13 protein-coding genes and 1 pseudogene are annotated in these 20887 nt (G+C 71.8%); 6 read left to right on the top strand and 8 right to left on the bottom strand.

The features are described from left to right. Positions 1-374 precede the first annotated feature (374 nt). Both ABTX60_RS24090 and ABTX60_RS24095 read right to left on the bottom strand, forming a co-directional pair. Entirely contained in the window at positions 375-2807 is a 2433-nt protein-coding gene (locus ABTX60_RS24090; RefSeq protein ID WP_352099072.1) for a SpoIIE family protein phosphatase, read from the bottom strand. Between the two features lie 277 nt (positions 2808-3084). Then, positions 3085-8301, bottom strand: coding sequence for a family 43 glycosylhydrolase (locus ABTX60_RS24095; RefSeq protein WP_352099073.1), 5217 nt, complete (start codon positions 8299-8301; stop codon positions 3085-3087). Between the two features lie 273 nt (positions 8302-8574). Between ABTX60_RS24095 and ABTX60_RS24100 the strand changes: the two genes are divergently transcribed. Further along, entirely contained in the window at positions 8575-10473 is a 1899-nt protein-coding gene (locus ABTX60_RS24100) for an SMI1/KNR4 family protein (protein ID WP_352099074.1), read from the top strand. A gap of 47 nt (positions 10474-10520) precedes the next feature. Here the strand turns inward: ABTX60_RS24100 and ABTX60_RS24105 are convergent, their stop codons facing one another. Continuing rightward, positions 10521-11303, bottom strand: a complete 783-nt coding sequence (locus ABTX60_RS24105; RefSeq protein WP_352099075.1) for a class I SAM-dependent methyltransferase — start codon at positions 11301-11303, stop codon at positions 10521-10523. A gap of 249 nt (positions 11304-11552) precedes the next feature. Here ABTX60_RS24105 and ABTX60_RS24110 point away from each other — a divergent pair, with 249 nt between their 5' ends. Together ABTX60_RS24110 and ABTX60_RS24115 are read left to right on the top strand one after the other, a co-directional pair. Further along, positions 11553-11768, top strand: a complete 216-nt coding sequence (locus ABTX60_RS24110) for a hypothetical protein (RefSeq protein WP_352099076.1) — start codon at positions 11553-11555, stop codon at positions 11766-11768. Positions 11769-11881: 113 nt separating this feature from the next. Beyond that, the gene (locus ABTX60_RS24115; RefSeq protein WP_352099077.1) at positions 11882-12985 is read left to right on the top strand and encodes an AI-2E family transporter; all 1104 of its coding nucleotides are present in this window, start codon (positions 11882-11884) and stop codon (positions 12983-12985) included. A 231-nt stretch (positions 12986-13216) separates the two neighbouring features. Here ABTX60_RS24115 and ABTX60_RS24120 read toward each other — a convergent pair whose 3' ends face one another. Then, entirely contained in the window at positions 13217-13975 is a 759-nt protein-coding gene (locus ABTX60_RS24120) for a DNA alkylation repair protein (RefSeq protein WP_352099078.1), read from the bottom strand. Positions 13976-14044: 69 nt separating this feature from the next. Between ABTX60_RS24120 and ABTX60_RS24125 the strand changes: the two genes are divergently transcribed. Beyond that, positions 14045-16405: a helix-turn-helix domain-containing protein gene (locus tag ABTX60_RS24125; protein WP_352099079.1), complete on the top strand. Its 2361-nt coding sequence runs from the start codon at positions 14045-14047 to the stop codon at positions 16403-16405. Between the two features lie 6 nt (positions 16406-16411). Here ABTX60_RS24125 and ABTX60_RS43250 read toward each other — a convergent pair. The 3 genes and pseudogenes from ABTX60_RS43250 to ABTX60_RS24135 all read right to left on the bottom strand — a co-directional run. Continuing rightward, positions 16412-16522 (bottom strand): annotated as a pseudogene (locus ABTX60_RS43250) (DUF5701 family protein); the annotation flags it as partial. A gap of 33 nt (positions 16523-16555) precedes the next feature. Next, entirely contained in the window at positions 16556-17584 is a 1029-nt protein-coding gene (locus ABTX60_RS24130) for a helix-turn-helix domain-containing protein (protein WP_352099080.1), read from the bottom strand. A gap of 115 nt (positions 17585-17699) precedes the next feature. Beyond that, positions 17700-18536, bottom strand: a complete 837-nt coding sequence (locus tag ABTX60_RS24135; RefSeq protein ID WP_352099081.1) for an alpha/beta fold hydrolase — start codon at positions 18534-18536, stop codon at positions 17700-17702. Positions 18537-18718: 182 nt separating this feature from the next. Here ABTX60_RS24135 and ABTX60_RS24140 point away from each other — a divergent pair, with 182 nt between their 5' ends. Then, the gene (locus tag ABTX60_RS24140; RefSeq protein ID WP_352099082.1) at positions 18719-19657 is read left to right on the top strand and encodes an aminoglycoside phosphotransferase family protein; all 939 of its coding nucleotides are present in this window, start codon (positions 18719-18721) and stop codon (positions 19655-19657) included. A gap of 26 nt (positions 19658-19683) precedes the next feature. Here the strand turns inward: ABTX60_RS24140 and ABTX60_RS24145 are convergent, their stop codons facing one another. Further along, complete coding sequence (locus ABTX60_RS24145; protein WP_352099083.1) at positions 19684-20136, bottom strand: Lrp/AsnC family transcriptional regulator; 453 nt, start codon at positions 20134-20136, stop codon at positions 19684-19686. Between the two features lie 111 nt (positions 20137-20247). Between ABTX60_RS24145 and ABTX60_RS24150 the strand changes: the two genes are divergently transcribed. Continuing rightward, a complete protein-coding gene (locus ABTX60_RS24150) occupies positions 20248-20874 on the top strand; it encodes a LysE family translocator (RefSeq protein WP_352099084.1) in 627 nt (208 codons plus the stop codon). Positions 20875-20887 lie beyond the last annotated feature (13 nt).

A 20887-nucleotide genomic window follows, 5' to 3' on the forward strand; every position in this document is an offset into this window, starting at 1 on the left:
GTGTCCCTCCTGGGATCCCCGTTGCGCCATGAGTTGCATTTATCGACGGAAGTCGGGGTCAGCGTCAAGACGATAGGCATGCCTATTTTTCGCTCAAGCAACACCAGTGACATGCGCCCGTGTCTCAGCCGGGTCGCCCGCCCCCTGCCCTACGAGGAAAAACAGCAGGTCAATCGACATGCCGCTGCGACAACTGACGCGTGCAGTCCAGTGAACCGGCCGCCCGCTCGACACCGCCGCCCGAAAAGAGTTCCATCGCGACTTCCGGAAGCGGAAAAATGAGTCGTACTCATTTACCCGTCCCTCGGCACGAGTTCCACGGAGGCGACAGCGACAGGGGACGCAGCCCCGCCGGACGACCCCCGCCGGGACCGTCAGTCCGGCAGGGGCTGTTCGGCCCAGATCGTCTTGCCCTCCGCGGTGTGTCGGCTGCCCCATCGCTCGGCGACCTGGGCGACGAGCAGGAGTCCGCGGCCCCCCTCGTCGAAGACCCGGGCGCGGCGCAGGAGCGGGGCGGTGCTGCTGCCGTCGGAGACCTCGCAGACGAGGACGTCGGAGCGGATGAGGCGCAGCTCGATGGGGGTGTTGCCGTAGCGGATGGCGTTGGTGACCAGCTCGCTGACGATCAGTTCCGTGGGGAACTCGAGCTCGTCCAGCCCCCAGGCGGCCAGTTGCTCGCTCGCCATGCGGCGGGCTCCGGCGACGGCCGCGGGATCCACGGGCAGGCTCCAGACGCGTACCCGGTCGCTGCCGAGACCGCGGATCCGCGCCAGGAGCAGAACGATGTCGTCGGCGGCGGGCTCGGCCCGCACCTTGCGCAGCACCTCCTCGCAGGTTTCCTCCAGGCCCGCGACGGGACGCCGCAGCGCCTCGCTCAGCAGCTCCAGTCCGACGTCGACGTCCCGGCCGGGGGTCTCGACCAGGCCGTCGGTGTAGAAGGCGAGCAGAGTGCCCTCGCTCACCTCGATCCGGGCGGCCTCGAAGGGCATGCCGCCCAGGCCGAGCGGGGGCCCGGCAGGCAGGTCCAGGACCTGCGTGGTCCCGTCGGGGTTCACCAGGACGGGCGGCGGGTGCCCGGCCCGGGCCATGTCGCACCGTCCGGCGACGGGGTCGTAGACGGCGTAGAGGCAGGTGGCCCCGACCTCTGCCGACGCCCCCTCCCCCGGCCCGCGGGTGTCCGGGCCCTCCTCCCGGTCGAGGCGGATGACCAAATCGTCCAGGCGGGTGAGCAGCTCCTCGGGCGCGAAGTCGGCGTCGGCGAGCGTGCGGACCGCGGTGCGCAGGCGGCCCATCGCGGCCGAGGCGTGCACCCCTTGGCCCACGACGTCACCCACCACCAGTGCGACCCGGCCACCGGACAGTGCGATGACGTCGAACCAGTCGCCGCCGATCTCGTCACCCGATCCGGCGGGAAAGTAGCGGTGGGCGAGTTCCAGCGCCGGCGCCCGGGGCGGCCCGGGCGGCAGAAGACTGCGCTGGAGAGTGATCGCGGTGTGGCGCTCGCGTGTGTAGCGGCGGGCGTTGTCGACGCTCACCGCCGCCCGTGCGGCGATCTCCTCGGCCAGGAGCAGGTCGTCCTCGGTGAAGGCGTCCGCGGTGCGGTGCCGCACCAGGTGCATCACACCCAGGGTGACGCCCCGGGCGCGCAGCGGCACCATCATCACCGCGTGGACTCCGAACCTCCGCACACTCTCGGCGCGGGCCGGGTGGGCCGTCGACCAGTCGCCCAGCAGCGGATCACCCATCCGGTACACGGCGCCCCGGCCCGTGATCAGCGCCCGAGCGGGTGGCGAGCCGGGCGGGCAGATGTCGATCCCACCCTCCGGGACCACGGATTCCGGGCACCCCGGCAGCACCGACCGCTGCGCGGTACGGCGGAAGACGACCTGGGTGCCGGCTGGTATCGGTTGCGGTTCATGGCCTCGGGCGACCGCCTCCAGCAGGTCGACGGTGACGAAGTCGGCGAACCCGTCCACCGCCACCTCGGCCAGCTCCTCGGCCGTCCGGGTCACGTCCAGGGTGCTGCCGATCCGCGTACTGGCGTCGTTGAGCACCGCCAGGCGGCGCCGGGCCCAGTACTGCTCGGTGATGTCGATCACCAGCGCGGACATGCCCAGCGTCTCCCCCGCCCCGTTCTTCAGCGGGGAGAGGAAGACCGACCACGCGTGATCGCGGATCTCGCCGGAGGCCCGGAAGGGCTGTTCCTCGCGGACGATCATCTCGCCGGTGCGCACCACCTCTCGTTGGAGGCGGTCGATCTCGTCCAGGGGCGGGGTGGGGTAGATCTCCCACAGGGTCTTGCCCCTCATCTCGTCCGTGGTGAGCCCCATGGCACGGCTCATCACCTGGTTGCAGGTCACGAACCGCGCCTCACGGTCATAGACGGCCACCGGCAGCGGAAGTTGCGCGAGCGTGAGGTCCCACAGCTCCGTGGGCTCCTCCTCGGTCGGCCCGGCGGGGTAGGTCACGGCGGCCGGGGTGACGACCCAGGCGGTCCTGCCGCGCGCGTCCACCAGCGGGGCGCCCCTGAGCTGCGCCTTGACGCGGCCTCCGTCCCGCTTCCGCAGTCCCACGTCACTCGTCCACGGTTCACCCGCGGCGAGGTGGCGCCGCATCGCCAGGGGCAGTTTCGCGGAGAGCAGGTGGGCGGCCGGACGGCCCACGACCTCCTCCGGCTCGTATCCGAGCATCCTCCCGGCTCCCGCGCTCCACACCAGCACGGCACCACGAGCGTCGATGACTACGGCGGCGTCCTCGGGCGCCGCCGCGCCCCCTTCTCCTGTGTTCGTGTCGGGTCGGTTGTCCATGGGGTGTCCCGACTTCGTTCCTGCCGCGCCCGGCACGGCCTGTGCCACCCGTCACGGGCGGTGCCTTCAGCATCCCGCCGCGGCCCGCCTCGCTCAACCGGCGGCGCCGGCTCCCGTCCGCGCCCCGGGCACGGACCGGTGCCGAGCCGTCCAGGGGGGCCGGGCCGGGCTCTGCCGGCGGCGGTGGCGCCTCGTGCGTCGCCATCGGAGCCGGCGCGCAGCACAAGGGCGCCTGACCAGGTCTGATTCCTGTCAGGCGCCCTTGTGCCCGGTCGGCCTAGCGCCGGTGGTTTCCGACGGTGATGACTCCCTTCGTCCCGGCACCGGTTCCGTTGTCGTAGAGGACGTCGCCGGTGGACTTCTTCCAGATCTTGATGCGGAAGGTGTCCGGGCCATCGGTGACGGTGGCCCGGAAGGTGTAGCCGCTCTTGCCGCCCACCGTGCCAGTGCCCTGGTAGACGGCCCGGGAGCCGTTCACCACGAGCCAGTCGGAGCCGGTCGAGCGGAAGGTGAGCCGCGCGGAGCCGAGGACGAACGTGGCCTTGCCGGTGGGGGTGGTGGCTCCCTTGCGGTACCGGACGCCCAAGGTGAACGCTGCCTTGCCGGTGAGCCGGGGCTCGGCGGGATAGGCACCGGCCGGCGAGGTGATCATGCCGGCGCCGGCAGCCGGCCCGGCGGCACGGTCGTAGACGATCAGCTCCGCGAGCGTGGTGGAGTCGGTGCCCTTGTCGTCATCGGTGACCGTGACGACGGGCCGGTGGATGCCCGCGTCGTCGTAGACGTGTGCGGCGCGGCAGCCGGAGCCGGTGACCGTGCCGGTCGTCGGCCGGCTGCCGTCCTTCCAGTCGACCGTGCAGGTGTGGCGGTCGCTCGTGCCCGGGTCGTCGAAGGACGCGGTGACGACGGCGGCCTTGCCCACCGAGACGGGCGAGCCGGGGCCCTTGGCGGAGGTGATCGACGGGGCCGCGTTGGAGACCTTGACGCTCGCGGTGTCGCTGCCGCGCCCGCCGGTCAGGGTGACCTGGAAGGTGCCGTCGTCGGTGCAGGTGAGGGTCGTGCGGGCCGCGGCGGGGTCCTCGACCGCGCACGGGGCGCCGTCCCGGACGGTCCACTTCGGCGTGCCCGCCCCGGAGACGGTGCCGGCGAGCGTGATCGCCTCGCCCTCCGTGCCCGTCGCGTCCGGCCCGGCGTGGACGACGGTGACCGGTTCGATGCCGCCGAGCGTCGGGACGACTTTCTCGATCAGGCCGTCGGGGCCGAACTCCAGCTTGTCGATGGTCGTTTCACGGTGGGTGCCGTCTCCACCGGGGATGGCGAAGCGGTGGTAGGCGATGTACCAGTCGTCGGTGTTGGGGACGTGGACGACGGAGTGGTGACCCGGGCCCTTGATGCCCAGGGACAGGTCCTTCTCCAGGATGACGCCCTGCTTGGTCCACGGGCCGGTGGGTGAGGGGCCGGTCGCGTAGGCGACGCGGTAGTTCTCGTCCCTGGTGTCGTTCTCCGACCACATGAAGTAGTAGGTGCCTTTGCGCTTGGCGACGAAGGTGCCCTCGTTGTAGCCGGTCGGGGTGATGTCCTCGACCTTCGAGGTGTCGAGGGAGGTCATGTCGTCGCCGAGCGGGACGACGTAGGCGCGCCCGTTGCCCCAGTAGAGGTACTGCTTGCCGTCGTCGTCGGTGAAGACCGCCGGGTCGATCATCTGGCCCCGGAAGTCACCTGCCTTGAGCAGCGGCTTGCCCAGGGCGTCCTTGAACGGCCCTGTGGGCGAGTCGGACACGGCGACGCCGATGTTCGCGTCGGCGCAGAAGTAGAAGTAGTACTTTCCGTCCTTCTCCGTCATCGCCGGCGCCCAGGCCCGGCTGTCGGCCCAGCTGACGTCGGGACCGAGGTCGAGGATGACGCCGTGGTCCTTCCAGTGGACCAGGTCCGTGGAGGAGTAGGCCTTGAACTGCGTGCCGCTCCAGCCCTCGAAGCCGTCGGTGGTCGGGTAGATGTAGAAGGTGTCGCCGAAGCGCACGATGTTCGGGTCGGCGTTCAGGCCCGGCAGGACCGGGGTCTTCATGACGAGCGCCGAGACCTTCCAGGTGCGCTTCTTGCCGTCCGCCCCGGTGACCTCGTACGTCACCGGCTTGGTGAAGTCACGCACGCTGCCGGAGGCGGGGCTGATCGTCGCGCCTCGGGCGAGGGTGAACTCCGGTGCCAGGGCGGTGAGATCGGTACCCGCCTTCATCGGCAGGGTGATCGTGCCGGCCGCGTTGTCGACGAGCGCGTCGACCTTGAGCGCCGGATGTGTCGCCTTGGCGATGCCCGCCGTGTTGCCGCCGAGCTCCATGACCTCGGCGCCCGAGAGGGCACGGTCGTAGATGCGGAAGTCGTCGACCTCGCCGCCGAAGGAGGGGTCGGCCGAGTACAGGGACTTGCCGATGTAGCCGCTGTAGTCCTTGGCCGCGTCGTACAGCTCGGACGGTTTGATGGTGGTCGTCGTGCGGGCCGCCTCGACACCGTCGGCGTAGAGGATCATCGTGCCGGTGGTGCCGTCCAGCGTCACCGTGACGTGCCGCCACTGGCCGGGTGTGAGCTGTGAGCCGGCCGTCAGCTTCGACTCGGCCGACCAACTCGCCTTGGTGATGGCCGAGTAGAGGCTGGAGCCGCCGTTGGACGGAGTGGCGAACAGGTACTTGTCGCTGTCGGGTCCGAGTCCGAACAGCCACTGGAAGCTGCTGCCGCCCTTCCACTTGGCGTACGTCGACACCGTCACGCTGCCGGCGCCCTTCAGCACGCCGTTGGGGATCTTCACGTACGGCGAGTCCGAGCCGCCGGACATCTTGAACGAGCCGCCCTCGACACCGGCGCCGAAGTCGGGGGTCCGCACATAGGTGCCGTGGTGTCCGTGCCCGCTGGAGTCACGGGCGATGCTGCCGCCGGTCTCGTCGAAGTCGTAGTGCAGCAGCAGGTCCGCCGGGACGTCCGGCCCCTCCTCGGACACGGTGACCTCGGCGTGAACCGGGATCGCGGCGCCGCCCGGCAGGCTGCCGGTGACGGTGAAGGTGCCGGCCTGGGCGTACTTCGAGGCCGGGACGTCGTCCCAGTCGACGGAGACGGGCCGCTTGACGCCGTCGGCGTACTCGGCGATCACCGTGGCCGGCAGGACCGGGGCGTCACCGACCCGGGTCTTCACCGACACGTCCTCGACGCTCTTCACGATCTGGTCGGGCTGGTAGGCGCGCAGCAGCCGGTCGTACTCGGCCTGGGTGACCGGCAGCACCGTGCCGTGACGGGGCTTGGCGGGCAGGTCGTAGCCGGTGGAGGGGGTCCAGGTGCCGGAGTCGAGGTCGGTCGTCTCGAACGGGATGTAGCCGCGGCCGCCGAACTCGTCGAGGAACGCGTACCACTTCTCCTCGGTGTTGGACTTGAACACCAGCGGTCCCTCGGCGGCGTTCATCGCGCCCTTGCCGATGCCCTCGGCGACCGGCGTCCAGGATGGGTTCAGGATCGAGTCGCTCTTCTCCTGGAAGACGAACTTGCTGTTGGGGGTGGAGGAGCTGCTGTTCCGCTCGTCCTTGGACAGGCGGTAGTACGTGCCGTCGTGCCGGATCATCGTGGAGTCGATGACCGAGTAGCCGCGGTCGATCCAGACCTTGGGCTCGCTGAAGGTGTAGAAGTCGCGGGTGGTGGCGTACATCATGCGGTTGTACGTGTCGCCGGAGTGGTCGGCGTCGTCGTACAGCTTCGACGCCCAGAAGACGACGTACTCACCGCGCTCGGCGTCGTAGAACGCCTCCGGCGCCCAGGTGTTGCCCGCGCTGTCGGGCGAGACCCTGACCAGGCGCTGGTTGGTCCAGTGGACCAGGTCGGTGGACTCCCAGACCATGATGGACTTGCTGCCGGTGCGCTGGGAGGCGTCCCAGTCGCCGTTGCCGTAGATCCTGAGGTCGGTGGCGATCTGGTAGAACTTGTCGCCCTCCGGGGAGCGGATGATGAACGGGTCGCGCAGGCCCTTCTCGCCGAGCGTGGAGGTGAGGACCGGCTTGCCGTCGTTGAGCTCCCGCCAGTGCAGGGGGTCGTTGCCCTTGCTGAGGGCGGCGTAGAGCTGCTCGCCGTCGGAGGTGCCCTCGCCGGTGAAGTAGCTGAACATGTAGCCCTTGAGGGGCGCCGCGGCGGGCAGTTCGGGGACCTTGGCCGTCATCACGCGCGTCGCTCGGGCCTCGCCCTTGGTGACGGTGGCCGTCAGTTCGACGGTGGCGGCGCCGTCGCCGTGCGCGGGGCGGTGAACCGCGCCGTCGGCGGAGACGACGTCCGGCTTCGCGGAGGACCAGGTGACGGCCGTGCCGTAGGTGCCGCTCTCGGGCAGGGTGAGGTTGCCGCGCGCGTCGTCGAGGTTGTGGACCGTGAGATCCTCGGCGGCCTGCCGGGTGGCGGCGTCGTCGTCGAGTGCCGGGCGGACCGTGACGTCGAAGGTCTTGGTGGCGGTCACGGTGCCCTTCCTCAGGGTCGCCGTGAGCGTGGCGCGGCCGTCCGGTGAGCCTGCCGCGGGGCGGGTCACCTTGCCGGTGGCGGACACCACGGACGGGTTGTCGCTGGTCCAGCCGATGGCGGAGCCGCCGGCCGCGCCCGTCCTGGGCAGGTCCAGGTCGGACGTGACGCCGCTGATGTCGCCGAGGCTCAGGGCCTCCTTGTCGGCGGCGACGCCCTGCGTGGCGACGGGGAGGGAGAGCTGCTCGACCTCCGAGCCGTCCAGGGCCCGGTCGTACACGCGGAAGTCGCGGATCCGGCCCTTGAAGAGCTTGTCGCCGTCGTAGACGGACTTGCCGATGTAGTTGGCCTTGGTGGTGCCGGATCCGATGGCGCCGGGCGTCGTGGTGACCGACGTGTTGCGGCCCACCTCGACGCCGTCCTCGTAGAGCACGCCCGTGGAGCCGGTCTGGGCGTAGGTGACGTGCTTCCACACGCCGCGGGTGAGGCTGTGGGAGTCGGAGGGCTTGGTGGTCTGCTCGGTCGACCAGTTGCCCGTCGCGACGGAGGTGCGGAAGGAGTTGCCCGTGGCGAACAGGTAGCCGTTGCCGCTGCCCGCGCTGGTGTTGCCGAAGCCGTAGAGGAAGTAGGGCGTGCTCTGGGCGGAGTCGATCAGCACGTCCAGGGAGACGGTGATCGAGTCCATGCCCTTCATGACGTCGTCCGGCACCTTGATGTAGGTGTCCGACCCGTTGAAGGCGAGGCCCTGACCGGATGCCGGGAAGTCGGCGGTGCCGCTGACCGTGCCGTCGCGGCCGTTGCCGGAGGCGTCGGTCACGGTGGCGCCGGTGCCGGCGTCGAGCTTGTACCACAGGGCCAGGCCCTCGGTGAGGTCCGCCGCTTCGGGCGCGGGTGCCTCCGGGGCCGCCTGCGCGGAGACGGTGGGGCCGGCGAGTGCGAGCAGCATCGACGCGGCGGTCAGTCCGGCGAGAGGACCCGCCCAACGTCTCGCGCGGCTGCGAAGTCGTGCGACGTGCGTCATGTCTTGTGGGGTCCTCTGCTGAGGCATGGCCGATGACGGGCAGGGCGGAGCGGTAGGTGCGTGCGGGGATGACGAGGCGACGGCAACTCCTGGCCGCGGGCCTCGTGTTACGTGCAGGTGAACGCGTGTTGCGAGAGTCTCGGCCGACGGCCGGGGCAGCGTCAAGAGGTTCCGAACAATGTCCGATGGGTCGAACAACTCTCCCCGGGGCGTCCGCCTTCGGCCAGGGCAGTCGGCGGAGCGTTGTCAGTGGCGGGTGGCAGCATCGGGCCCATGACGGACACCACGGCATTCGACTGGCGGTCCTTCCTGCTCAGGTGGAGTGGGGAGTGGGCGGATTCCCTGCCGGAGGACGAGACGCGGGGAGCGGACGACGAGGCCGCGCTTCAGGCACGGTGGCTGGGGTTCCCACCCGCGTCCGAGGAGCGGATAGCGGCCATGGAGGAGCGTCTGGGCCGGCGGATGCCCCCGTCGTACCGGCAGTTCCTCGCGGTCACCGACGGGTGGCGGCACGCGGGCGGGTTCGTGTGGCTGCTGGCGGGGACCGAGTCCGCGCGCTGGCACGCCAACGCGTCCGGGCTTTCGTACATGTTCGAGGAGCACCTGGACGAGGACGCCGGGCCCGAGGAGCGGCGGGAGGCGGACATCTGGCGGCGCGGGCTGCAGCTCGACGTCGAGTCCGACGCCACCTACGTCCTCATGGACCCCGAGGACGTGGACGAGGACGGCGAATGGGCCGTGTACACGTGGGCGAGCTGGCGTGCCGCGTCGCCCGAGCGACACGCGAGCTTCGCCGCCTTCATGCTCGAGGTGTACCGGGAGTTCCACAGCCTGCGGTCGCACGGGGGCGCGGAGGCGCCGGTGTTCGTGAACGACACGACACGCGCGCTGGACGCGCAGCTGGAGGAGGCCCGAATCGAGGCGCTGCGCGGCGGCTGGGAGCGGGCTCTGGAGGCGCTGGACGAGGCCAAGGGGTACGGCAGACCGCGGGCCGCCGGGCTGGGTGACCAGATCCGCCGCCTGCTCGGACAGACCCATATGGTGCACTTCGACGACCTGGTGACGAATCAGCGGTACGCGTCCGAGCTGCTGCCGGCGCTGGTCGCCGAGCACGCGGCGCACTCGTACCAGGACGATTCCAGCCTGATGTTCCATCTGCGCGGAGCCGACGAGGACTTGGTGTCATGGGCTCACGCGACGCTGGGTCAGATGCGCAGCGGCTCGTACCGGTACACGGCGGCCGGACCGTTCGGGGAGGCGGTCGAGCGGGCCCGGGAGTCGGCGCGCTGGGGCGACACCGACGGGGCGTGGCGGACACTGATCGACGCCGTGCCCCTGTGGGAGCCGCTGGGACCGGATCACCTGGCGCCCCTCGGCTGGCTGGCCGACCCCGTGCTCGGGCCGCTGCTGACCCCGGATCGGGGCCGGGAGCTGCTGTCCAGACCGAGGGGCGGGCAGTCGGGTGACACGCCGAGTCCGTCGGCCGGGCTCGACCCGGGCGGCCTGGCGTGGCTCGCAGAGCCCGACCCAGGCGACAACCGCACGTCCTACCGGTTCGTCCTGGTGGAGGGGGTGGAGCCGGAGGAGTTGGCCGGGCGCCTCGCGGACGGGGACGGGGACAGTAGCGCGCTGAGCGCACCCATGACCCGTTGGGAGGCGCGCAAGACGCGGCTGCGCGGCCGCAGGGAGTTCTCCTCCTACGACGACAGGGCTCTCATGGCGGTCGGCCGGGCCGGCGCCGGCTGGAGCTTCGCCTTCGACGGCGATCCGGCCCCGTTCGACCACCGGCGGTTCGTCTCCCCGGCCGCGTCCGCCGCCGCGGGAACCCGTGCCGTGGTGGTGTGGAGCGGTCTGAGGGCACGGCACGGGGAGCCGTTCTTCCACCTTTCGGTGGCGCGGGACGGTGCCGAGCAGTACTCCTTCACGTACGCGGACAGAGAGGTCCGGCCGAGCGGGGAGATACCGGGAGCGCTCGACCCGAGCCGGTTCTTCGGTGACCCGGAAGGCGGAGCCGGAGTGGAGCGGTCGCTGCTGGAGGCGGTGGCCGAGGAGTTCGGCGTCCGTCTGCCGCGTCATGCCCTCGTGAACGGGCGGCTGCACACGTTCGTCGCCCGTTCATGGACGCGCCCGCCCGGGGACGGAGAGACGTACATGGTGATCCGGGTGGGCTGAGGAGGCCCCTCCTGGCAGCCGAGGAGCCGGTGTCCCGCTGAGCGTGCTCAGCCGTCGCCCCTCGTGGCGACAACCGCCCAGGTACGGTGCGGGACTTGAATCACGTCGCCGGGGAAACGCTCGCGCAGCACCCGGCCGAGGGCGTCGTCGAAGCGTTCCACCTCGTCCGGCGGCAGGCAGGCGCCGACCCCGGCACTGGCCCGGATCCGGCCGCGCCACGCCTCGGGCGGGTACGGCACGGCCAGATCGAAGGAGAAGGTCTCGATGCCGGTGAAGCCCGCGGTGGCCAGGTCGGTCAGCCAGCGCGGGTACAGGCCGGTGCCGCCGCCCAACGTCCAGGCCGGGTTGAAGGAGAGGATCAACTCCTCGGTCGCCTCGACCACGTTGCCCGGCAGGGGCAGCCAGTCGAAGTGGGCGATGACCGCCCGGCCACCGGGACGCAGCAGCCGCGTGATCTCGGCCGCGGCCTTCGGCGCGTCGAACCAGTGCCAGCACTGGCCGGCCGCCACCAGGTCGTACGACGCGTCCGGCAGCCCCGTCGACTCCGCCGTGCCCACCCGGTAGTCGGTCCGCACCCCGGCTTCCCGGTCGAGCTTCCGGGCCTGTTCGAGCAGGGGTGCCGCCGGGTCCACACCGGTCACCCGCGCCCCCGCCCGCGCGAACAGCCGGGCCAGGGCACCGGTGCCGGTACCGAGGTCGAGTACGTCCTTGCCGGGGAAGGCGATGCCGTGCCGGTACAGGTGCGTGACGATCTGCGGTGGGAATCCGGCGCGGTGGCGGCCGTAGTCCTGCGCGGTGAGCCCGAAGTCAGGACGGAAGCTGCTGGTCATGTCGGGCTCCTGGGGGCTGTGCGTCGACGGGCACGGTCCACCCTGTCATCCGTGACCGGCGATCGCGAAGAAGAACGATCCGCTCCTCCCGGAAGGTCGCCGCACGCGTGCGCCCTCTGACCTGCCCGAAGCGCGCGGGTGGGCGAAGGGGCCAACGCGGTGTTCCCCGGCTGTGTCGAGCCGCCGGGGCGCGGCGGTTCGGCCATGCTGGGGCAGATCGCTCCCCTTCTCCTCGACAAGGAGCCCCGTATGCCGACGGACCAGCTCGGACGATTCCTGGCAGCTCTGGACCCGGAGCACCGCGAAGCGGTCGGTGCCAGGCCACGCCAGGAGCAGGAACGCCTCGCGGCGGCCTGGGAACGGGAACTGGAAGCGGACGACGAGCTCGACACCCTCGACGAACTGTCGCCCGCGGCTGCGGAGGCGGAGGCAGCCCGCCGCGTCCTGGAACGCGGCAGCGACTAGAGCGCACACGTACGGGCCCACACGACCGCCCTCTCTTCGGGCCGGTACCGGCCTTCGGGGGAATTCCGGGTCCGCTCCGCGGTTCGGCGGCCGGCGGGTGGTACGGGCATGAGATGCCGACGCCCTCCGATCCACCCGACTCGGCGCCGCCGCCGCGCCTGGACGACGCCGAGTCGCGCGTGCCGGGCGTGCTGCGGACCGCGGCCGCGTACGCGTGGCGGCTCATCGCGGTCGGCATCGTCGTCCGGGTCGCCTTCTCCGTGCTCGGGCAGTTCCACCGGGTCGCCGTCGCCGTCTTCCTCGGTCTGGTCGTCACGGCGGTGCTCCGTCCCGTGGCCGGTCTGCTGGCCCGTTTCGTGCCCCGGCCGCTCGCGGTGGCCGCCGCGCTCATCGGCGGCATCGTCCTCGTCCTCGGGGCGCTCGCCCTGGTGGGTGAGACCGTCGCGGACCAGCGGACCGGGCTGGAGAAGGAGTTCGTGGCGGGGATCGACCGGATCGAACGGAAGCTGGAGGAGCCGCCCTTCCGGCTTCCCGCGGACGCGTTCGACGATCTCCAGTCCCGCATCGGCAAGCTCCTGTCGGACCACCGTTCCACCGTCGTCAGTACGGCGCTCAGCGGCGCGAGCCGGCTGGTCGAGGTGCTGACCGTGCTCGCGCTGGCCCTGTTCTGCGCGGTCTTCTTCACGCACTCCGGCGACAAGCAGTGGCGGTGGCTGTGCGACCAGCTCCCCGAGCGGGCCCGGCAGCGGTTCGCGGTCGGGGCCGACGCCGCCTGGCGGACCTTCACCGGCTACACGCGCGGCATCCTGCTGGTGGCGGCGACCAACGCGGTCCTCGTGGGCATCGCGCTGTTCGCCCTCGGGGTGCCGCTCGCCGTGCCGTTGGCCCTGCTGGAGTTCCTGGCGGCGTTCATCCCGCTGATCGGCTCGCCCATCGCCCTGGCGATCGCGGCGGTCGTCGCGCTGGCGTCGAAGGGGCCGCTCATCGCCCTGGTGGTCGTGGCGCTGGTCGTGGTCATCGGCCAGATCGAGGGCCACGTGCTGCACCCCGTCGTGATGAGCTGGGCCGTGCGACTGCACCCGGTGGTGGTCGCCCTGGCGGTGGTCGGCGGGGCGGTCGCGGCCGGGGTGATCGGCGCGGTGGTGGCCGTACCGCTGGTGGCCGTGACGTGGTCCGTGTACCAGGCGCTGCGGGACCGTACCGGCGAGGCCGCCTGACTGCCTCGCGGGTGCCGCCGCTCGTGTCACCGAGCTCTGCCACGCCACCCCGAAGGGAGCGGCAGAGGCTCAGGCAGGGCCCGGGAGCCGCCGCGTCGGACGGTGTTCCTCCTACGCGAGTTCACGCACCGTCATCGCCGGGGACGTGCCGGCGGCCCGCCGCGGCCCCGGCGGCCCCGGCGGCCCCGGCGGCCCCGGCGGCCCCGGCGGCCCCGGCGGCCCCGGCCGACATCACCTGCGGGTCTCCTTGCCCAGCGCCATCAGGGAAGCCCGCGTTTCCGGATCCATCTTCTCGATCGCGTACCGGAAGGTGTCGCGGGCCATCCGGGTGTGCCACGTGCGCAGGAATGCGGCCACTTCGTCCTGATGGACCTCGGCGGTGACCTTGAGCAGCCATCCACAGCCCTTCCGCACGTAGACGTCCTCGTCGTGCATGAGCCGGACGCAGTTGTCGAAGACGTGCGACAGGGGCAGTTCGAACACCGTCCGCCCCACGGCTCTCCGGACGAACTTCACGACGGCCACGTTCGCGGCGCGTCTCGCCCAGGGCGACCGGGACGCGACCCAGCGCCGCGTCCGCGGGATCCGGTCGAGGTGCCCGCGGAAGAACGGGTACAGCAGCTTCAGGCACAGGTCGTCGCACTGCGCCCAGTTGGAGACATACGTTTCGAGCCAGTCCTCACAGCGGTCGAGGAGTTCGTCGCCCAGCCCGGCCCTCGCGACCTTGTGCAGCAGCGCGAAACCCAGCAGGACCTCTTCGTGGTGCGAAGCGCGTGACAGCACCTCCTCCGCGAGGGCCAGACGCGTCGCCGGGGGGATGTCCGGCCGCTCACGGAAGCAGTCGTTCGCGAGCTCGACGACGGAGGCGTTGCTCACGCCCAGGGCGCGGATCTCCTGCGGGAAGTACCGCTGCGTTCCGGCCGCGAAATCCGCGTCGCCCCGCTCTGCCAGGGACGCCAGGAGGTCCCCGGCGGCGGCTGTCACATCCATTACCTCGATCCCTCCGTCATGCCGGTCCCTCGGCCGCGTGACCGCCGGTCGTCCCCGTATCATCGCGCGGTGGGCACTGGGGTGGGGATCACGGCGCCGTTCGGCCGGCTGCTGCGCACGCTGCGGCAGAGTCGCCGGCTGACGATCGAGGAACTGGCCGAGGCGTCGGGAATCTCGGGGCGGGCCATCGGCGACATGGAGCGGGGCCGGAGCCGGCGTCCGCACCGGGGCACCATCACGGCGCTCGCCCAGGGACTGGACCTGGACGAGTCGGCGCACGCCGGCCTCCTCGCCGCCGCCCGCGCGGCCCGGCCCGGGGCGCGGTCCGCCGAGCCGGTCAGGGCCTCCCTCCACACGCTGCCACGAGGCGTGCGGGACTTCGTCGGCCGGCAGGCGGAACTCACCGAGCTGCGCGCGCTCGCGCGGGAGGCCGCAGAGGGCGCCGTGGTCGCTCCCCCGGTGGCCGTGGTGTCCGGCCCGCCCGGAAGCGGCAAGACCTCGCTGGCGGTTCGGCTGGCCGAGGAACCGTCGTCACCCTGCCCCGACGGGGCGTTCCTGGTGGACATGCGGGGTCTGGACGAGCGGCCGCTGTCCGCGGAACAGGCAGTGGCCGGTCTGCTGGGCGCGTGGGGCGTGGGGGACGCCGAGCTGGCCCGGCTGACCGCCGAAGAGCGGCTGGCCCGCTACCACGACGTCGCCGCAGGGCTGCGCGCCGTCCTGGTGCTGGACAACGCGGGCGGTGAGGCCCAGGTGAGGCCGCTGCTGCCGCGTGCGGGGCGGCTGCTCGTGGTGGTGACGAGCCGACGCACACTCGCCGGCCTGGAGGGCGTTCGACGCGTCGCGCTCGGGGCGCTGAGCCCGCGGGAGTCCGCCGCCCTGCTGCGTGTTGTCGTGGGCGCCGGGCGGGTGGACGCGGAGCCGGGGGCCGCGGACGTCGTGACCGAGCTGTGCGGGCATCTGCCGCTGGCGCTGCGGGTGGCCGCGAACTGGGCGGCCACCCGCACCAACTGGAGCCTCGAGCGGCTCGCCGGCCGGCTCGCGGACGAGGACCGCCGGCTCGACGCGCTCAGCGCGGGCGACCTGAAGGTCAACTCCGCCTTCGCGTTGTCCTGCTCCCGTCTCGCCCCCGAGGCCGCCCGGATGTTCCGGCTGCTGTCGCTGCTGCCGGGCGGGGACTTCAGCGCCGCCCCGACCGCCGTGCTCGCGGACGTTCCCCTGGCCGACGCCGAGGACCTCCTGGAGGAACTGCTGGAGGCGGGGCTGCTCATGACGTCTCGTCAGGGCCGTTACCGCCTGCATGACCTGCTGCGCCTGTACGCGGCTGCGCGCCGCCGCTCGGAGGACGGGCCGGCGGACGGCTCGGCGGACGGGGAGGCGGACGGGGAGGAGAGGTCGCTCGCCGCGCGGTCCCGGCTGCGGCACTGGCTGCTGGACACGGCCGTCCTCGCCGGCCGCTGGTACGAGCCGGACTACGGGATGCCGCCCGCGGACCCCGGCCGGCTGGTCGCGCTGGAGGACCGCGAGCAGGCGGCGCGCTGGATCAGGGCAGAGGGTGACACCTGGCTCGCCGCGTACCGTGAGGCCGCGGCGCACGGCGAGCACCGGCGGGTGGTCGAGGTCGCGGAGGCCATGCACTGGTTCTCCGACCACTGGGTGTCCTGGGGTCACTGGGTCGAGGTGTACGAGCGGGCCGCCGCTGCCGGGGCGGCCCTCCAGGACGCCGCGCTGGAGGCGACCCACCGCAACTACCTCGCCTGGGCGTACTGGGCCTGCGCACGCCGGCACGACGAGGCGGTGGAGGCGGCCACGAGCGCGCTGCGTCTCGCCCGGGCGGCCGGGGACGTCCTCCAGCACGCATGGGCCCACGCGTATCTCGGCTGGCTGCGGGACGCCGCCGACGACCTGTCGCTCGCGGCCGACCACTATCTGCGCGCCGCGGAACTGTTCACGGCGGCGGACGACGTCAACGGGTACCTCCAGGTCTCCTGCGGGATGATCCGGGTCCTGCGCGGGGCGGGACGCGCACAGGCGGCCGTGGAGACCTGTGGGGACATCATGGACGCGCTCGCGGACCCCCGCCACCGGGACCGGATTCCGCCCAACGTGAGGGAGTTCACCGTCCTGACCGCCCTCTACGCGGTGTCCTTCGTCCATCTCGACGAGGAGCGGTGGGAGGAGGCCGCCGAAGCGCTGCGGTCCATCCGTGGGCAGTTCGACGCCCGCGGATGGCACAAGCAGGCGGGCAAGGTCCACCTGCACCTGGCGCATGCGCTGGCCCGTCTCGGCGAGCGGGCCGAGGCCGCCGCAGAGTACCGTGCCGTGCTCGCGATGGAGGGCCAGGCTCCGGCGGACGTGCGGGACGACGCGTTCGCGGGGCTCGCCGAACTGGCCGCGGGCCGGCCGGCGCCGCTCACCCGGTTCGCGCAGTGACGGACCTCAGCCGCTGCGGCCCGTCGTGGAGGCGAAGCCAGCCAGGTGTGCCGGTCGTTCCCCCTCGGGGGCGTTGCGGCGCTCACGGCCGTCCCCGCCGGTGCCGTTGCTCATCCAACCGGACCCGGGCGAAACCGGACCCGGGCGAACTCATGGGCAACGAGCCGGTCCGCCAGGACGTTCCCGCCCCGCCGCGTCCGGCGACCCGTCGTCGCCCGCCCCTTCGCCGGACAGGCCGTGGAGCTGCCACTCGCGGGGCGTCGTCCCGTAGGCCGCGCGGAAGGCCCGGCTGAAGTGGCTGGGGCTCGTGAAGCCCCAGCGTCTGGCGACGGTCGCGACCCCGTGCCCCGGGGCCGGGGAGCGCAGGAGATCGCGGCGGCACCGCTCCAGCCGCTGCGTCCGGATCCACTCCCCCACCGTCACGCCCTCCGACTGGAACAGCTTGTGCAGGTAGCGGACCGACATGAAGTGCGCCGCGGCGATCCCGGGCGGTGCCAGGCCGGGGTCGGCGAGGTGGCGCGAGATGTGGTCCTTGACGCGTACGAGGGTGGCGGCGGTGGTCTCCGGGGCCCGGGGGACGAAGCGGCCACTGCGCTCGTCGATCAGCAGCGCCAGCAGGTCGAGGGCCGTGGCGGCGAACTGTCGCCCGGCGAAGGCGTCGAGATGCGCCGCTTCGCGTGCCAGCCGCGCGAAGTAGGTCCCCACCAGGGCGGCGCTGCCCTCCCGGGCGGAGAACGCCGTGGCGGTCAGCGCCCGCAGGTCCTCGTCACGCACCCGGAGATCCTCGCGGGGGAAGTGGAAGGAGGTGAAGCAGAACGCGTTCTGCACCTTCTTGCGGAACATCCGGGAGGAGTCGGAGAGGGAGAAGTCCCCCGGCCCGATGCGGGCCTCCCGCCCGTCCTGCTCCTTGAGGGCGCTGCCCCGCCGCTGCAGGGTGAGGATGAGGAACTCCTTGCCGTCCTGCGCGATGAGCCGCCTGCTGCGGGTCACGACCTGCGGGCCCGCCTGCACCTGCGAGACCCCTAAGGAGCCCAGCCGGTGGCTGACGATGCTGCCGGGCGACGGATCGTCCTCGAGGAGTCGCACGTCGAGCGGGATGAAGGTCCGGGACACCGCGTGGTGCCAGCGCTCCCCCCGGTCGGCCGCAGGCAGTGACGCGGTGGACAGGACGACGGACACCTGGATTTCCCCCCTGGACATCATCGAAGGCCGGCAGGCGGAATCCGCTGCCGGCCTTGACGATGTCACCACGCCGCCCCGGGGCGGTCCAGGAAGAATCGGAGGAAGAATCCGGTCACTTGGCCAGGAAGGCGAGCAGCGCCGAGTTGACTTCCTCGGCGTGGGTCCAGAGCAGACCGTGCGGTGCGTCCTCGATCTCCACGTAGTCCGCGGCCGGAAGCGCCTTGCGGAACGGGCGCGCGGTCCCCTCCACGGGCAGGATGCGGTCGCCCGTGCCGTGCAGGATCAGGGCCGGCACGTCGATCGCCGGGATGTCGGCGCGGAAGTCTGTGTACCAGGTGGCGGGCGCGGCGGCCGCGGCGAAGAAGCCGCCGCTCGCGGCGACGTCCCAGCTGTGCCGGACGGCCTCCTCGCTGATCCGCGTGCCGAGGTTCTCGTCGAGGTTGTAGAAGTCCTTGTAGAAGTCCGTGTAGTAGGCGTAGCGGTCGGCCTTCACCGCGGCGACGACCCCGTCGAAGAACTCCTTCGGAGCGACGCCGTCGGGGTTGTCGTCGGACTTGAGCAGGCAGGGCTCCAGGGAGGCGAGGAAGGCGACCTTGGCGACCCGGTCCGTGCCGTAGCGGGACACGTACCGGGCGACCTCGCCGGTGCCCATCGAGAAGCCGACGAGAACGGCGTCCCGCAGGTCGAGGGTCTCCATCACGGTGTTCAGGTCGGCCGCGAAGGTGTCGTAGTCGTAGCCGGTGGTCGGCTGGGCGGACTGCCCGAAACCGCGCCGGTCGTAGGTGATCACGCGGTAGCCGGCGTCGAGCAGGACGGCGCTCTGCCGCTCCCAGGAGTGCCCGTCGAGCGGGAAACCGTGGATGAGGACGACCGGCTGACCGGAACCGTGGTCCTCGTAGTACAGGTCGATGGCGGTGGAGTTCTCCTGGCCCACGGTGATGTACGGCATGTGCTGCTTCCTCGTTTCCGAGCGGCTGGTGCAAGGGACACGGCCACGCTAGGCCGGGCGCGGACGCTCCGATTGCCTTGCAGCGCACCGGAGTTTGACCTGACGCGCACACACGGGCCGTGCACCATATCCGGGTGCCCTTCCGGGGCCGGCGTGACACCATCGGCGCCATGGAAGGGTTCATGACACCTGATCAGATGTCCGTCCGTACGTCCCGTGCCCTCGCCGCCGCCGTCGCCGCGGGGGGAGATCTGGGGCTCGACGTGGGTGACGCGAAGGTGATCTACGACGTGTTCTCCGTCGTGGTGCACCTGGCTCCGTCACCGGTGGTGGTCAGGGTGCCGACCGTCCTGCCGTCGTACGCCGACGCCGACTCCCAGGCCGCGCGGCAGCGGCAGGAGCTGGACGTGGTGGGGTGGCTCGCGGATCAGGGGCATCCGGTGATTCCGCCGAGTCCGCTCGTGCCGCGGGAGCCCGTGCGGCACGACGGGTTCTCGATGACGTTCTGGCAGTTCGTCGAGCTGGACCAGAGCTCCGAGCCCGATTACGCGCACCACGCCGGGCTGGTCGCCGACCTGCACGCCGCGCTGCGCGCCTACCCCGGCGAACTGCCGTTTCTCACAGCGGCCGAACCGCGGTTCGTCACCGACGGTCTTGCCGCGCTGGAGGGGCGCCCCGACCTTCTCGACCCGGCCGATCTCGACCGGGCCCGGCGCGAGTGGGAGGTGCTGGAGCCGGTGGTCGCCTCACGTGCGGGCTTCGAGGCGGTGTTCCCCGGGATCGAGTTCCAGCCGATCCACGGTGACGCCCCGGCCGCCAACATCGTCTCCGGCCCGGGCGGCGTGCTGTACTCCGACTTCGAACTGACCACCCTCGGACCGGTCGAGTGGGACCTGTCTGCCTTCGGACCCGATTGCGAGGCCGCGTACGACGCCGCCGCCGGGCGTCTCGGTCTGCGGCGGCTGGACCAGGATGTGCTGCGGGTCGTCAACGCGGTGGGCATGTCCCGCGCGGTGGCCTGTCTCGCGCTCGCGCCGCAATTGCCCCTGCTGGTCGACGCCCTGAAGCCGGCCGTCGAGCAGTGGCGGTCGATGCCGTTCGCCGGAGGTCTGGGCGGCTGAGGCCGGCGGCCCGCAGGGGTGTTCCCTCACGCGGGCAGCGGGCGGTCGTCGACGACGTGCTTCATGACGAGGGTGGAGTTGAGGCGCTGTACGCCCGGGAGCCGGGCGAGCTGCTGGTCGTAGAGCTGCTGGAAGGCGGTCAGGTCGGTGGCGGCGACGCGCAGGAGGTAGTCGGGATCGCCGAACAGGCGCTGGGCCTGGAGCACGTGCGGGACGGCGGCCACCGCCTCTTCGAACGCGGAGACCGTGTCGGCGTCCTCCAGGCGCATGGTGACGAAGACGAGTGCTTCGAAGTTCAGGCCGACGGCTGCCGGGTCCACCACCGCGCGGTAGCCGCGGATCGCACCGTCGCGTTCGAGGTCGCGCAGCCTGCGGTGGCAGGGCGAGACGCTCAGTCGCACGCGCGCCGCCAGCTCGGTGACCGTGAGACGGCCGTCCAGCTGCAGCTCGGTAAGAATTTTCCGGTCCATGGCATCCATGGAGAAGATTCTGCCCCAGATCACGTGATCAAGGAGAAAAGAAAGGAACAATTTCGGGCGGATCCGGCCTAGCCTTCCTCTCGCACCACAGCACGTGAGAGGGAACGATCGATGGACACGACCACGCTGGCGGCTTTTCTGGCAGTGGATCTCCTGCTGGTGTTCACCCCCGGCGCGGACTGGGCCTACGCGATCACTGCCGGTCTGCGGGACCGCTCGGTGGTGCCGGCCGTCGCCGGGCTGGTCGCCGGATACGCGGGTTACACATTGCTCGCCGTGGCGGGACTGGTGGTGATCGTGGCGAGCTCGGGGACGCTGCTCACGGCGCTGACCGTGGCCGGGGCCGGCTATCTGGTGTGGCTCGGCTGGGGGGTGCTGCGGCAGCCTGCGGCCCTGACAGCCGCCGAGGAGGCCGTGGGCGGCGAGGGCACCTCCCGTGCGCGGGTCCTGCTCAGAGGGATCGGGATCAGCGGCCTCAACCCCAAGGCGCTGCTGCTCTACTTCTCCCTGTTCCCGCAGTTCATCGACCCCGCGGGTGCCTGGCCGGTCGCGGGCCAGACCGGCCTGCTCGGCTCGCTGCACATGACCGCCTGTGCCGTCGTCTACCTCACCGTGGGAGTCCTCGCCCGCACCGTCCTGAGGACCAGGCCCTCCGCGGCCCGGGCGGTGACCCGGGTGTCCGGCGCCATGATGATCGCCATCGGCGGGTTCCTGCTGGTGGAGCGCCTGGCCGGTTGAGCGGCATCGAGCG

This window comes from Streptomyces sp. NPDC126510 (assembly GCF_040302345.1).
Lineage (GTDB): Bacteria > Actinomycetota > Actinomycetes > Streptomycetales > Streptomycetaceae > Streptomyces.